At 61.3% G+C, this 13,659-nt stretch carries 16 protein-coding genes and 1 pseudogene; 10 read left to right on the top strand and 7 right to left on the bottom strand.

Translation table 11 applies throughout. From position 1 onward, the window contains the following. The 5 genes and pseudogenes from ABJF10_RS22100 to ABJF10_RS22120 all read right to left on the bottom strand — a co-directional run. A pseudogene (locus ABJF10_RS22100) lies at positions 1-738 on the bottom strand (hypothetical protein); the annotation flags it as partial. Between the two features lie 64 nt (positions 739-802). After that, positions 803-1,342, bottom strand: a complete 540-nt coding sequence (locus tag ABJF10_RS22105) for a peptidoglycan-binding protein (RefSeq protein ID WP_348546782.1) — start codon at positions 1,340-1,342, stop codon at positions 803-805. 86 nt (positions 1,343-1,428) lie between these two features. Further along, positions 1,429-2,928 carry a lipase maturation factor family protein gene (locus ABJF10_RS22110; RefSeq protein WP_348546783.1) on the bottom strand — a complete coding sequence of 500 codons (1,500 nt, stop codon included), beginning with the start codon at positions 2,926-2,928 and terminating at the stop codon, positions 1,429-1,431. 60 nt (positions 2,929-2,988) lie between these two features. Then, positions 2,989-3,246: a hypothetical protein gene (locus ABJF10_RS22115; RefSeq protein WP_348546784.1), complete on the bottom strand. Its 258-nt coding sequence runs from the start codon at positions 3,244-3,246 to the stop codon at positions 2,989-2,991. Between the two features lie 37 nt (positions 3,247-3,283). Continuing rightward, a complete protein-coding gene (locus ABJF10_RS22120; protein ID WP_348546785.1) occupies positions 3,284-3,706 on the bottom strand; it encodes an EVE domain-containing protein in 423 nt (140 codons plus the stop codon). 145 nt (positions 3,707-3,851) lie between these two features. On the opposite strand from ABJF10_RS22120, the gene ABJF10_RS22125 reads away from it, so the two are divergent. The 4 genes from ABJF10_RS22125 (at position 3,852) to ABJF10_RS22140 (ending at position 9,023) form a co-directional block, all read left to right on the top strand. Further along, on the top strand, positions 3,852-5,960 hold the full coding sequence (locus ABJF10_RS22125) for a sodium-translocating pyrophosphatase (protein WP_348546786.1): 2,109 nt from the start codon (positions 3,852-3,854) through the stop codon (positions 5,958-5,960). A 27-nt stretch (positions 5,961-5,987) separates the two neighbouring features. Beyond that, on the top strand, positions 5,988-7,199 hold the full coding sequence (gene glgA, locus ABJF10_RS22130; protein WP_348546787.1) for a glycogen synthase: 1,212 nt from the start codon (positions 5,988-5,990) through the stop codon (positions 7,197-7,199). Positions 7,200-7,268: 69 nt separating this feature from the next. Then, on the top strand, positions 7,269-7,829 hold the full coding sequence (locus ABJF10_RS22135; RefSeq protein WP_348546788.1) for a Uma2 family endonuclease: 561 nt from the start codon (positions 7,269-7,271) through the stop codon (positions 7,827-7,829). Between the two features lie 735 nt (positions 7,830-8,564). Further along, positions 8,565-9,023: a hypothetical protein gene (locus tag ABJF10_RS22140; protein WP_348546789.1), complete on the top strand. Its 459-nt coding sequence runs from the start codon at positions 8,565-8,567 to the stop codon at positions 9,021-9,023. A gap of 128 nt (positions 9,024-9,151) precedes the next feature. Here the strand turns inward: ABJF10_RS22140 and trpA are convergent, their stop codons facing one another. After that, positions 9,152-9,952 (bottom strand): tryptophan synthase subunit alpha, encoded by an 801-nt coding sequence (gene trpA / locus ABJF10_RS22145; protein ID WP_348546790.1) that lies wholly within the window; start codon positions 9,950-9,952, stop codon positions 9,152-9,154. 122 nt (positions 9,953-10,074) lie between these two features. Between trpA and ABJF10_RS22150 the strand changes: the two genes are divergently transcribed. The 5 genes from ABJF10_RS22150 to ABJF10_RS22170 all read left to right on the top strand — a co-directional run bounded on the left by ABJF10_RS22150 (position 10,075) and on the right by ABJF10_RS22170 (position 12,726). Continuing rightward, complete coding sequence (locus tag ABJF10_RS22150) at positions 10,075-10,734, top strand: radical SAM protein (protein ID WP_348546791.1); 660 nt, start codon at positions 10,075-10,077, stop codon at positions 10,732-10,734. Positions 10,735-10,834: 100 nt separating this feature from the next. Continuing rightward, a complete protein-coding gene (queD, locus tag ABJF10_RS22155) occupies positions 10,835-11,197 on the top strand; it encodes a 6-carboxytetrahydropterin synthase QueD (RefSeq protein WP_348546792.1) in 363 nt (120 codons plus the stop codon). A 55-nt stretch (positions 11,198-11,252) separates the two neighbouring features. Then, positions 11,253-11,501 (top strand): hypothetical protein, encoded by a 249-nt coding sequence (locus ABJF10_RS22160; RefSeq protein WP_348546793.1) that lies wholly within the window; start codon positions 11,253-11,255, stop codon positions 11,499-11,501. 12 nt (positions 11,502-11,513) lie between these two features. Next, positions 11,514-11,909, top strand: a complete 396-nt coding sequence (locus ABJF10_RS22165) for a diacylglycerol kinase family protein (RefSeq protein ID WP_348546794.1) — start codon at positions 11,514-11,516, stop codon at positions 11,907-11,909. Between the two features lie 76 nt (positions 11,910-11,985). After that, complete coding sequence (locus tag ABJF10_RS22170; protein WP_348546795.1) at positions 11,986-12,726, top strand: hypothetical protein; 741 nt, start codon at positions 11,986-11,988, stop codon at positions 12,724-12,726. A 77-nt stretch (positions 12,727-12,803) separates the two neighbouring features. On the opposite strand, the gene ABJF10_RS22175 is transcribed toward ABJF10_RS22170, so the two are convergent. After that, positions 12,804-13,064: a hypothetical protein gene (locus ABJF10_RS22175; RefSeq protein WP_348546796.1), complete on the bottom strand. Its 261-nt coding sequence runs from the start codon at positions 13,062-13,064 to the stop codon at positions 12,804-12,806. 151 nt (positions 13,065-13,215) lie between these two features. Here ABJF10_RS22175 and ABJF10_RS22180 point away from each other — a divergent pair, with 151 nt between their 5' ends. After that, positions 13,216-13,626, top strand: coding sequence for a hypothetical protein (locus ABJF10_RS22180; RefSeq protein WP_348546797.1), 411 nt, complete (start codon positions 13,216-13,218; stop codon positions 13,624-13,626). The last annotated feature ends 33 nt before the right edge of the window (positions 13,627-13,659 follow it).

Here is a 13,659-nt window from a genome sequence, read left to right on the forward strand (position 1 = left end):
GCTGTCGGTCTGGGTGAAGCGGCGCCAGTTGTCGAGATTGGGGACGGTCATGTTGTAGATCGCGCCGGCCACGCCGCAGCCGGCTTCATCGGACAGCACGGGGACGTTGATGACCTTCGTGACCTGCTTGCTCAGGACGTTGGCGAGGTAGCTGGTGGAGCTGAGCTGGTCGGCGGGCGCGGAACGTTTGCCGAGTTTGCCCTGCTTCTCGGCGAAAAGGAGATCGCCCCAGATGAGCTTGCCCAGCACGGGCGCGGAGAACATCGCCGCGCGATCGAAGCCGCCGCTCGGCGGAATGCTCGCGACCTGGTAGCCGCCGCGTTCACTGATGTAACCGGCGGCGCGGAGGTCGTCGGCTTCCCGGTCCCAGATGATGACGCGAGTGCGGGGGATGCCCGCTTGCTCGAGCCCGTCGAGGATTGCTTCGACGATCCCGTGGTGCGACGCAAAGTAGCGGCCGCCGGCAGCGGCGACTTTGATCCCGACGCGATCGGTGGGAGCGACCAGCGAGCGCCACGCCTTGACGCTGTCGTTCTGCCCGGTGGCGGCGCGGACGACGTGGTCCACCATGCGGCGGGTGACGGTGGGATTCTCATCGAGGAGATTGAGCGCCCCGGCTTCCTGCGAAACGTAGATGGTGGAAGTAGGCGGAGGTGGTGGCGGCGCGCTCACGGGCTCCGCGGCGCAGAGCGGCAGAGTGGAAAGCCCGGCGATGGCCACGAGCAGGTAACGAAACACAGGCGCCGAATATGCGGAGGCCTTCTGCCGTGTCAATGCGCGGCAAAAAACCGTCGGGATAGGCTTAGTCCAGAGCCAGTGCGCGAAGCAGGGAACGATCGATGCGTCCCGTGACTTCCAGGCGGTGGTCGTACTGGTACTGCCGGATCGCCCCGCGGGTGCCGGGACCGATGTCGCCGTCAATGCTGCCGCGATAGTAACCATCGCGGCGCAGCGCCCGCTGGACGTCGATGGTGAGGCTGTCGGCGCGGTCGTCGACCCGTGTGCCCCGGTAGGTCGTGGAAGGGGAGATGGAAATACCGAAGGAGGGGCTGTCGTAATAGCCGGTGTTGTAGTAGGCGGGGGCACTGTAGAACGATGTGCCATAATAGCGGTAGGGCGCGAAATACGGGAAGGGCGGGCAGTAGGGATAGCCTCCCCCGTAATAGTTGCCCCCGTGCGAGATGTGGACCCCGCCGTTCCAATTCCCATGGTTGCCATTCCAGTTGCCGTGGCCACTGCTCGAACCGCCATGAGGGCTGCCGTGGTCGTTGCTAAAGCCGGTCGCGGGGATGCCGAGGCACAAAGCGGCGGCCAGGCAGGAAAGGCGGGCGAGGTGTTTCATAGGACAGGGATGGATAGAGAGACGGATGCCGAGGGCGCTGTCTTCAAACCATTTTCGCCGAATTTGGCCCCGCTGGCAAGGGGGGCTCATTTCGGCGCTGGTTCGGCGAGCGTGGGTCGGCCATTTTTGAGCGTGATGGGCGGGCAGTAGAGGCCGAGAAGTTCCCGCTTCCACCAGCCGGGATGGCCATCGCCAAACCGGGTGAAGTGATAGTCGTAGACCACGGCGCGGATGTAGCGGGGCGGGTGACTGGGGAAGGGATCGTGGCGGAGGAGGCCGAGGACTTCGGGGGAGCCTTCCAGCAACCGCACGAGGAAAGGCACGAACCAGCGGTTGTCCTGGAGGTTGCTCAAGGCCGCGAACCACATCTGCCAGTCGAGTCGTGGCTGGTGCGGGGCGACGAGTCCCGGCCGTTCATTCAGGTCACCGGGCTTCCAACGGAATTCGTATTCGCGCCAGTGCACGCCGTCATCGCTGCCTTCCACGCTGATTTCGTGGCGCGAGGTGGTCATGACCCGGAAGAGGCCGTAGCCATTCAAGCTCATCCATGGCTGGACGGCTTCATTGAGCGTGGAGAAGGGGACTGGCCAGCGCCGGACCAGCCCGAGGGAGGAAAGCAGCGGCTGCACCGTGACGAGGAAGACCAGGGCCAGCACGGGCCCGAGGAGCCAGGTGGAGAGCGGGGTCCACGCCTCAGTTGTTAATATACGTATTTGCACCCATGATTTCAGCCGTGCCGGCCAGCCGTCGTCGTCGAAGAGCGACAGGCACAAGGTAATTGTTAGCAAATTAAAAAACGCATAGTTGCCCGTGGCAAGAATGATGACTTGCAATCCGATGAGCGCCCACGCGCCGGCGTGCCGCCAGCGCCTCGGAGCGACGATGAGCAGCGGTGCCGCCAACTCAATGACGAACATGATGAATGTGGCCAGGCAGAGCAGCGCGTCGGGGATCTGGCTGGCGAACCAGGCGGTCCAGAGCGGCAGCGGCTGCGTCTCGAAGTGGTAGTCGAGGGCCGTCAGCGAAAGCCAGGTCGCATCGTGACTCGAGAGTTTCACCGCGCCAGATTCCACCATCAGCCGGAAAACGAGCCACCAGAGCAGCCAGAGCCCAGCTTGCTGCGCGGGGCGCCATCGACCCCACTGCGGGCGCCATTGCCAGGGAAACAGGAGCGTGGCGGCCAGCGCGGTCTCCAGCAACAAGGCATCCCATTGAAAATTAGTGAAGGGCGTGGCGATCCAGCAGAGCGAAAGGTACAGCGCCCAGAGCAGCAGCGCACACAGCCCCGGAAAGACCCCGCACATCAACGCGATCGAGAGCGCTACACCGCTCAGGCAGAGGGCGACGAGCATCGTGTCGCTCGCGTTGAGCCAGCACAAGGTGGGCACCTGCCAAAGCGCCCCGGCGCCGAGTTGATTCCAAGCGGCGTCGAGGAACTGCTGCGCGGGGATGATCCCGTGTTCCCCGGCGAGACCGCGAATTTGCAGGCCGAGAGAAACGAATGCGCAGAAGAAGATCGCCCCGAGCGCCCGCGCGAAAACCCAGCGCGCCAGCGTGAACCGATCGGGGGAACTGATGGAAAACATGCTCCTAGGGAGCGAAAGATTGCTCCCTGCGCAACTCCTTGTTCCGAACGCGCCGCTCGACTAGTGAGCGTAATCGCGCGACTTCGCGGACTCCGGCACACCCACGATGGTCGTCTTCTCCAGCGATGTGCGGTAATTGGAATCCCACATCCAGCCACCGTTGTGCTGGGGAGGCTTTCCCGCGAGCGCCGCCTGCGCCGCGCTCATTTGCATGGCGTCCAATTCCTGCGCGGTCTTCAACCGGAAGGGAGTCATGTCGGAGCGGAGAATACCAATAATTCCCGCAACAAATAAAAAGGCCAGGAGGAGCGATTTCATAGGAGTCACGGTATGCGTAATCTCCCGCTAAAATTAGTCAAGATTTTCCCATGATCACAATCTCGCGAAATTCCTCCGGGGATAAAGGCATAACGGAAAGGCGCGATTGCTTTAGCAGCTTGATTTCCTTGAGTTTCGCATTGGCCTTGATGGCCTCGAGTGTCACGGGGTTCGGCAGCGGTTTCACCGGGACCAAATCGACGCAGACCCATTCGCCTTCCTCGGCCGTTGGGTCGGGATAAGCTTCCGTTGCAACTTCGGCGACGCCCACCACCTCTTTGCCCACGACGCTGTGGTAGTAGAGCACGCGATCACCCTCGCGCATGGCGCGCAGGTTGAGGCGGGCCTGGAAATTGCGGACACCGGTCCACGCGGCGCGGCCATCGGCTACGAAGGCCGACCATGCGTAGGCTGTGGGCTCCTGTTTCACCAGCCAGTGTTGGGGGGCGCGTTTGCTCATGGCGCGGAAATGAGCCGGAAAGCGGGCTCCGGCACAAGCAAAACGCCATCTTTCGTGACCCGCACGATTGCCGCAATTAGGCGTTGCCACCGAGGGGAAAGCTCATACACTCCGCCCTCTTTTCCCCAATTACTTCAGAGTGTTTATGCCTCCCGTTGTCGCTAATTTTCTCGTTGATTCCGGGCTGACCTTGTCCTTGGTCTGCGCGGTCATCGGGCTGGGTTTTGCCTTCTATCTGATTAAAACGATCATGGCGTCGTCGGCGGGCAATGACCGCATGAAACAGATCGCCGGAGCGATTGAGGAAGGGGCGAAAGCCTACCTCGGCCGGCAAGTGCGTTCCGTGGCGACCATCGCCGCCGTGCTCGTCGTCCTCGTGGCCATTTTCAAGGATCTGCCAACCGCGGTGGGCTTCGTGCTCGGTGCGGTCTGTTCGCTAGCCGCGGGATTTATCGGCATGCGCATCGCGGTGCTGGCCAACGTGCGGACGGCGCAAGGGGCCACCGTGAGTCGCAAGAAAGCGCTCCAGGCGGCATTCAACGGTGGCGCGGTGACTGGCCTGCTCGTGGTGGGCCTCGCCCTGCTTTCGGTGGGGATTTTCTGGATGGTCATGTCCAAGGTCAATCCGGACAAAGCGGTCTCGTCGCTCGTCGGCGTGGCGTTGGGCGCGTCGCTCATCTCGGTTTTCGCGCGTCTCGGTGGTGGTATTTATACGAAGGCGGCGGACGTCGGCGCGGATCTGGTCGGCAAGGTCGAGTCGAACCTCGATGAAGACGATCCCCGCAATCCCGCGACCATCGCGGACAATGTGGGTGATAACGTCGGCGACTGCGCGGGCATGGCGGCGGACGTGTTTGAGACTTACGCGGTGTCACTCATTGGTGCGGTGCTCGTGGGAGCGCTGACCATCGGCCTCGGTGCGCCGGTCGTTTATCCTTTTGTCCTCGGCGGTGTCGCGATCATCACGTCCATCATTGGCATCATCTATGTGAACGTGACCAACGCGAAGCCTGCGTCGGCGCTCATGGGCGGTGTCCTTCTGAGTGCGCTCATCTCGGCGGTGGTTTTCTGGCCGATCACGAGCGCGATCTTTCCCAATGGCTTGAAAGTGCACGACGTGCTGAGTGGCGCGGAGGCGAGCTACACGACCGCCGGCATTTACTTCGCCGCGCTGGTCGGCTTGCTCATGACGGGTGCCGCGGTGCTCATCACCAATTACTACACGTCCACGGAGTATGCGCCGGTCCGCAAGATCGCCGAGGCCAGTGTCACCGGCCACGCCACGAATATCATCGCCGGGCTCGCCGTCGGCCAGCACGCCACGGCCCTGCCGGTCCTCTGCATCGCCTCTTCGATCTGGCTCAGCTATAGCTCAGCGGGTCTTTACGGCATTGCCGTCGCCGTCATGGCGATGCTCGCGATGGCCGGCATCATCATCTCGCTCGATGCCTTTGGGCCGATCACCGACAACGCCGGCGGCATCGCCGTGATGAGCGGTTTGCCCAAGGAAGTGCGCGCCATCACCGATGACCTCGATGCCGTCGGCAACACCATGAAGGCCGTGACGAAAGGTTACGCCATCGCCAGCGCCGGCCTCGCCGCGATCGTGCTTTTCGGTTCCTATTTCGTCGATCTCAAGCATCACCTCGAGTTCGTGCGCCACATCCCGGCGGCCGACGTCGCGGCCATGCTCGACTTCTCGCTCAAGGATCCGCGAGTCATTATCGGTCTCTTCATTGGCGGCCTGCTGCCCTATCTCTTCTCCGCGTTCTCGATGAATGCCGTGGGCCGTGCCGCCGGCGCCGTCGTGACGGAAGTGCGCCGCCAGCTCGCTCTGCATCCCGGCATTTTGCAGGGCACGGACACGCCCGACTACGGCACCTGCGTGGATATCGTGACCAAGGCTGCGCTCAAGGAAATGATCGTTCCCGCGCTCCTGCCGGTCGTCGTCGTCGTCCTCGTTGCCGCCATCCCCGTGCTCGGCATGGTGGTCCTCGGCGGTGTGCTCGTGGGCTCGATCGTCACCGGCCTGTTCATGGGCATTTCCATGACCAGCTCGGGCGGCGCTTGGGACAATGCCAAAAAATACATCGAGGAAGGCCATCACGGCGGCAAAGGCAGCGAAGCGCACAAGGCCAGCGTCACCGGCGACACCGTCGGCGATCCCTACAAGGACACCAGCGGCCCGGCGATCAACCCGATGATCAAGGTCGTCAACATCGTCGCGATCCTGATCATTCCGATCCTCTTTTAAAAGCGCCCGCGCGTGGCGCGCACCCGTATGAAGACGCTTTTCCTGACCAACGAATACCCGCCGACCATTTACGGGGGCGCCGGCGTGCACGTGGAATATCTGTCCCGTGAACTCGCGAAGCTGATGGAGGTGGAGGTGCGTTGCTACGGCAAGGAACATCGCGAGGCACGCATCGATACGCCGACGCTGAAAGCCACCGGCTTTGGCCTCGACGCTTCCGGCTACACTGCGCCGAAGCAGCTCCACTCCGTCTTTGGCGCCATCCAGCGAGGTCTCGATTGGAACACGACCAACATCGATGCGGATATCGTGCACTTGCACACGTGGTACTCGCACCTCGCCGGGATCACGGCCAAGCTCAACTACGGCATCCCCATGGTGCTGACCGTCCATTCGCTCGAGCCACTGCGCCCGTGGAAGCGCGAGCAACTGGGCGGGGGCTACGATTTTTCCCTCTGGGTGGAAAAGACCGCCATCGAGATGGCCGACGCGGTCATCGCGGTGTCCGCCGAGACGAAGGCCGACGTCCTGCGCTTTTTCGACGTTCCCGAGGAACGCATCCACACCATCTATAACGGCATCGACCTCCAGGAATACCACAAGGTCAGCACCACGGGTGCGCTGGAGAAATACGGCGTCGATCCGAGTCGGCCTTACGTCTTGTTTGTGGGCCGGATTACGCGGCAAAAGGGGATCATCCATCTCGTGCGCGCCATCCAGCACTTTGCGCCGGGTTTCCAGGTCGTCCTATGCGCGGGTGCGCCGGACACGCCGGAGATCGCCGCGGAAATGCAAGCCGCCGTCGCTGCCGCTCAGGCCAAACGCCTTGGGGTGATCTGGATCGACCAGATGGTCAGCGTTCCCGAAAAGATCGAGCTCTACAGTCACGCCGGGGTCTTCTGCTGCCCGTCCATTTACGAGCCTTTCGGCATCATCAATCTCGAAGCCATGGCCTGCGAGACCCCGGTGGTCGCCAGCGCCGTCGGCGGCATCAAGGAAGTGGTCCTGCCCGGGGAAACGGGCTGGCTCGTGCCGCTCGCGCAGATGAGCGAGACGCCCTTCGAGGCCGTCCATCCCGAGACATTTTCCCGCGATCTGGCCGAGCGCATCAATGAACTCATGGCCAACCCCGAGATGCGGACCGCCTTCGGCAAAGCGGGTCGGGCCCGTGCCGAAGCCCTCTTCGGCTGGACCGCTATCGCCCGCCAGGTGCGCGACCTCTACGCCAGCCTGCTCTAAGCCCGGCGCGCCTAGCGTCATCACGCTCCCGGCTTGCCGAGTGCCCGGCGCCGTGGCAATCTGGAGCACATGAGCGTGCTGCACGCGCCCACTTATCGCTGGACTGTAGAAGAATACGAGGAACTCGGCCGCGCCGGTATCCTGGGTGAGAACGACCGTGTTGAATTGCTTAATGGAGAGATCATCGTCATGTCCCCCATCGGTTTCCGTCACGCCACCGCCGTTCGTTTGCTCACCAATTTCCTGGCTCGCCGCTCCGAAGGTCGATTTGAGGTCGATCCGCAGAATCCGTTTAATCTGGACGATGCGTCGCAGCCTCAGCCAGATCTGACGCTTCTCGATCCTGCGGTGAGCAAGGCTCGACGCCACCCGAATCCAGCCGATCTCTTTCTCGTGATTGAAGTATCCGACTCCACAGTGGCCTATGATCGCCGGGACAAAGGCCCGGCCTATGCCCGCAACGGCGTGCGCGAATACTGGTTGCTCAATCTGGCGAATGACGTCCTCGAAGTTTTCCGCGATCCTGCCACTGGCGGCTATCGAGAAACACTCACATTCTCCGCGAATGAGACGATTGCCCCGCTAGCCTTCCCCGATCTCGTGCTCCGCGTTGGCGACTTCTTGCCCTGAACTGGGCCGAGCCGAGTACGTGGCAGGCACTCGCATGAAAATTTTGGAGGCTTGAGAAGGCTTGATTTATCTTGAATTGGCTTGATGCGCTGGCATTCCGCGAACAAGACGGGCTGCCGCCGCCGCTTTTCCGCACACCCAAAAGTGTGAAGCCGCGGCGCGGCTTTTGTCCCCACGGCGCCCCGGACCTGTTGCCAAGCCTCCAGTCTACCGGGGGATTCGGCGCTCGCGCTACGATCCAGAGCGGCATCGTCCCAATTCGCAAACACTGCCTAGGTCGTGTCCTCTTGACGGGTTGCATCGTCGGGTCTGAAGGTCGAGCCGGTCGCGATTCGCGCTCCCGGCTTCTCTGGAAAAAACTCGCACCTTAAATCGGCTTAAGGGGGCTTAAGGCACCTTAAATCGGCATCTCTTGCTTCAAGGTGGTCCCTTGAATGTTTCAGGCGGATAACCGCCAGGAAGTGAGCGAACTTGCCCTGTCGAGTGCAACGGGATTCGTCGGAGTTCATGAGGGGAAGTATGCCATGACACCGCGCAAAAAGTGCATTGCTCCATTGGCTCTGTTGGCTCCATTGCGGAAAAATTTCCCGTGGCGCCTCAAAACAGGTGGCGTTAGGGAGGATTCTTTCTCCGGCGCGTGAGGACACGCACCCTCCATTCGCGCGGGTTGGCAGGCAGTTTTGCCCTTGGGTACGAGGCGCACTTGTGCTACCCATGGAAATGTCTTCCCCAAGAATGAAACGTCTCATTCCTGCCCTCGCCGCTCTCGTTGTTTCCATGGTAGGCGCGCATGCGCAGCCGGAGGGAGTGATCTCTGTCCTGAAGTCTGAGGGGGTCATGATCACGAGCCTTGAACAACCGCAGTTTTTCATTTTTCAGAGTGGCAGCAAAGAGGAGCACTTCGATGGCACTGTGGAGGCCATTACCGCGCAAGGAGGACCTGAGACCGGGGAGCCGATTACCGATTTGCATTACCTCCAACCACGTTTGGTCGTGAACGGCTCGCCGTGGAGCGAGGAGGATAGAAAATTGCTGGAGGCCCAATTTCACGGGGCGACGACGGCGGAATTCTATTTGTTCAAGACCGTGGAGGGGCAGTTGTTCTATCTGCCCAAAGAAGGACAAACTCCCGTCGTTCGCGTGGATTACGTGCTGAAGGACCGGCGGAAGGTCACCGTCTGGATGCGGAAGTAATAAGCGGCGATGGTCTGCCTGCCTGGTCTGATATGAACAGGCTCCGTCTCGTTGTGTCCTCTACTCCGTAGAAGAGGGAGCTTTCAGCTCGCTGTAGGTGAACGGCTCGGCTTGATGTCGCCGCGCCGTCAGGCGTGCGCTGCTTCGGCGAGGGGCTGCACGAAGGCGGCCAGTTTCGCAACCAGTGTCGGGTCCTGCCCAAACTCCCCGATCTGCTTGACGATCGCGCTGCCGACGACGATCGCGTCGGCATGCTGCGCGACCTGGCGGACATGTTCGGGATTCGAGATGCCGAAGCCTACGGCGATGGGGAGCGAGGTCGTGGCGCGGATGGCCGCGACGCGCTCGGGCAGGGAGGTGGCCACTTCCGTGCGTTCGCCGGTGACGCCTTCCCGCGAGACGTAATAGATGAAACCGCTGGCCCCGGCCGTGAGCTGGGCGATGCGCTTTTCCGGTGTGGTCGGGGCGATGAGGCGGATGCGCTTCAAGCCGGTGTGTTGCGAGAGCTCCTCGTTCTGCGCGTCCTCATCGGGCGGCAGATCGAGGATGAGCAGTCCATCGACCCCCGCAGCCTCGGCGTCGCGATGGAAGGTCTCGAACCCGTAGCGATAAATCGGGTTCATGTAGGTGTAGAGCACGATCGGCAACTGGGAGCGTTCGCGGATTTCCCGCACGGTCTGGAGCACCCCGTGGACGGTGGTGCCCGCGGCGAGCGCCCGGCTGGCGGCGAGCTGGTCGACGACGCCATCGGCCAGCGGGTCGGAGAAGGGGACACCCAGCTCCAGCAGATCGACCCCGGCCTTTTCAAATGCCCAGGCGAGCTCACGGGTGGCTTCGAGATTGGGATCGCCAGCCGAGATATAGGCGATGAGCGCTTTCTGCTTCGCGGCGCGGAGATCGGCGAATTTTTGGTCGATTCGATTGGGCATGGCAGGAAAAGGGAGGGATAGGATTGTCAGGATTCGGCGGATGAACAGGATTTTTCGCGCCGAACGGGGTTTGCGTGTTCGTCCTGTTCAAGCGGCAAATCCTGCTTAACTTGCCGACCCCGATGTCCAACGAGACGCCAAAGCTGACGATTAACGAGATCTACGAGTCCATCCAGGGCGAGAGTTCCTGGGCGGGCTGCCGCTGTGTTTTCGTCCGCCTCACCTTCTGCGATCTGCGCTGCACCTATTGCGATACGGAATACGCGTTCTACGCCGGCAAGAAGCGCCCGGTGGCCGAAGTGGTGGAGGAGGTCTTGAAATTCGACACGCCGGTGGTGGAGATCACGGGTGGCGAGCCCTTGCTGCAAAAGAACGTCCTGCCGCTGATGACCGCACTGTGCGACGCCGGACGCACGGTCCTCATCGAGACGAGCGGAGCTCACGATATCTCGACGATCGATCCCCGCGTGCATCGCATCATGGATCTCAAGACGCCGGGGAGCGGGGAGTGCGCACGCAATTTGTGGAGTAATATCCCGCATCTGAACAAGGGGGACGAGGTGAAATTCGTCATCGGTTCGCGCGAAGATTACGAATGGTCGCGGGAGCAAGTGCGCACCCATGATCTCTCCATCCGCTGCGGCACCGTGCTCTTTTCGCCGATCTTCGGTCGCATCGAGCCACGGCAAATCGTGGAATGGATCCTCGAGGACAAGCTGCCGGTGCGCTTCCAGTTGCAGATGCACAAGTTCATCTGGGACCCGAAACAAAAGGGAGTTTGAGGATTTCCAATTCTCGATTGCCGATAGCCGATTGTCGCCTGCCACGCGATTTCGGCTGGCTTCGGGCCAATCGGAAATCGACAATCGGCAATTGCCCATCATGAGAGTTCGACTGACCAAAGATTTCACCTTCGAAGCCGCCCAGACCCTGCCTTGCGCGCCGGAGGGCCACAAGTGCCGGCAGATGCATGGCCACAGCTTCAAGGTGGAGATCAGCGTCGAGGGGGAGGTCGATCCGAAGACCGGCTGGTTTTACGACCACGCGGAAATCAGCAAAGCCATGCGTCCGCTGCTCGTCGACCTGGACCACGGCTACCTGAACGAGATCCCCGGCCTGTCGAATCCCACCATCGAGAACATGGCGGCCTGGTTCTGGGAAAGGCTCGCCCCGCAGTGTCCCGGGCTGGCGGAAATCGTCATTCATGAGACCCCGACCGCCCGGTGCAGCTACCGTGGAGCGTAAAGGCGCATCTTTTCGCTGGAATCGGAGCGCAGGGTGGCTAGCCTCCGCCGCGCTTATGAAATGGTTTTCCATCCTCTCCATCCTTGCCCTCGCGTTCCTCGCCAATGCTTGCGAAAAGCATCCCACCAAGGACGCGCCGGAAGAAGGTAAGACCGAATTCGGCCCGAATTCAATCCACGCTGAGGAAAAGGCGGAGACCAAGCCAGCGAGTGAAACCGCGGTACCGGCCAAGCCGGAATCTCCGGCCGCCACCCCCGAGGCGAAGCCCGGCGAAGCGCCGAAGTTTTTCCCGGAAAAGAAGTAGCCGACGCTGGCTATGCACGAGCCCCCGCCAGCAAATAGACCTGCGTGGCGGCGGATATGCCTGAGCTTCGTTTGGGCGGGACGGGGCGTGCTCGTGATGATCCGCACTCAATCCAATGCTCAGATCCACGCCGTGGCGGCGCTGGGGGTGGTTATCGCCGGATTCTTCTTCGGAATTTCGCGCGGCGAATGGTGCGCCGTGGTCGGCGCCATCGGGTTGGTGCTGACGGCGGAGGGCATCAACACCGCCATCGAGGCGGTGGTCGATCTGGCCTCTCCCGAACGGCATCCGCTCGCGGAACGCGCCAAGGACGTCGCCGCCGGCGCCGTCCTGCTGGCGGCCCTGGCCGCGCTGGTCATCGGGTTGCTTATCTTCGGCCCGCACGTCCTGGCGTTGCTCGGGCACTAGAATCCCTGCCGCCACCGGCGGCGAACATCACTTGCCCGGTCGCTAAACAAAGCGATGTTTCTTTGTTAACGTAAATATGACTACCAAACGATGGTTGCTTGTCGTTGCCGCCGGTGGTGCCGTTTGCCTCTTGGGGATGGGCATGCTCGCCTTGGTTTGGGCATTCGGGTTCTTCGGGAAAAGTTCCAGCCTGTCGCTTTACAAATTGGAACAGACGACTTCGAGTCATGCGGGTTATCTCCGCACCACGTTGACTTACGGGAACGATGTCTATGTGAACGACTTTGAGGAGGCGGCTTTGCGGTCGGCGGTGAGTGAGCCGAAACCGGCGGTCGGGCGCATGGGAATCGGGGTCGATAATGTATGTGCCATCCCCGGCCAACCCGTCACCGCTTACTTGGCGGTCGATATGGGCTCGGAAATGCCGGCCTATGAAGTCTTTCGCCATGCGCGTCAGCCTGCTTTCGATTGGCGTAAGGCGACTTTCCACGCGATGACTTTTAACTGGCCCAGTAGCGCTCGTTCGGGTGGGACGACGACCGACGCCGCCCTGCTGGACGAGGTGGTGCGCCTCTTGCGCGACGGCACTCCCGTCAGCCTGTCCGCGATGTCCCTCGCGGACTCCAGTAAACTGGGGGCGATCAATATGGTCAGCGACCAACTTCCCGGACTGCAATTCTGCCCGGTGGTTTCCAGCGACGCGAGCGGCACGATCTATCTCGCCGAAAGCCTGACGATGGATTTCAAGGCCTCGCCGCCGCAGGCGAATGCCCGTTGGATTCCCGCCAGTCCGACGCTGTTGCAATGGCTTAAGTAATTGCTCCAGTTCGCGCTCCCAGCGTCCATCGGAAAAAATCTCGCACCTTAAATCGGCTTAAGAGGGCTTAAGGCACCTTAAATGAGCTTCTTTTTCTTCGCCCGGGGCTCCTTGATTTGCATCGGCCTCGGGGCGCGGGTCTCCCGGTAATACTGCCAAATTTCTCGCACCTTGATTTGCCTTGATTCGGCTTGATTAGCGCCAGCCTTTCCTGGCCTCCATGAGTCGCGCTGGCTGCGTTCACCCGCGGCGAGGCGTTCATGGAGTTCCTCGCGGATGACCGCCGGGAAGAGGGTAATTTCGCCGTTGCGAGCGGAGTGGGAATCGTTGGTTTTCATGCGGGGAAGTGTCGCATGACTCGGCGAAAAAGTGCCTTGCTCCAGTGGCACTGTTGGCTCCATTGCGGAAAATTTCGCTCTACGCGCTTTTATTACCGATCCCATTCGTCCAAAAGTGCCATTTCCGATGGCCAAATCCGAGGCTACCCCCATGAAAGAGAACTCCCGCAGCAGTCGATGGATCTGGTATCCTTTCCTACTCATTCTTGCTGGTGCGGCGTTTTTGACGGCCTGCTCCACTACCGGTGCAGCCGCGATTTATGGCAAGTGGCGTTTGGTCCATTCCAACCAGAGCGAGGCCGTGGGAACTCCCGAAACGAAGGAGAACATTGTGATGGAATTTCGGGCGGATGGGTCGGTTATTTTGATTCAAGACAAAAAGTCTCACACCTATCGATTCCGGTATTCCGGCGGCGACAAATTGCAACTGATCATCGACTCTGGCGCGTTGGATAAAATGGTTGAATTTACAGGCACCGCTCGGATGCGGCTGATCCAAGACCGCGCAGGAGTGGCGTGGTTGACCCCGATCGTCGACGAGTACGAGCGTATTGCTCCATGAGTCGGTTCCTCGTTCAGAATGACACGCGAGCTG

The organism is Chthoniobacter sp. (assembly GCF_040003245.1).
Classification (GTDB): Bacteria; Verrucomicrobiota; Verrucomicrobiia; order Chthoniobacterales; family Chthoniobacteraceae; genus Chthoniobacter.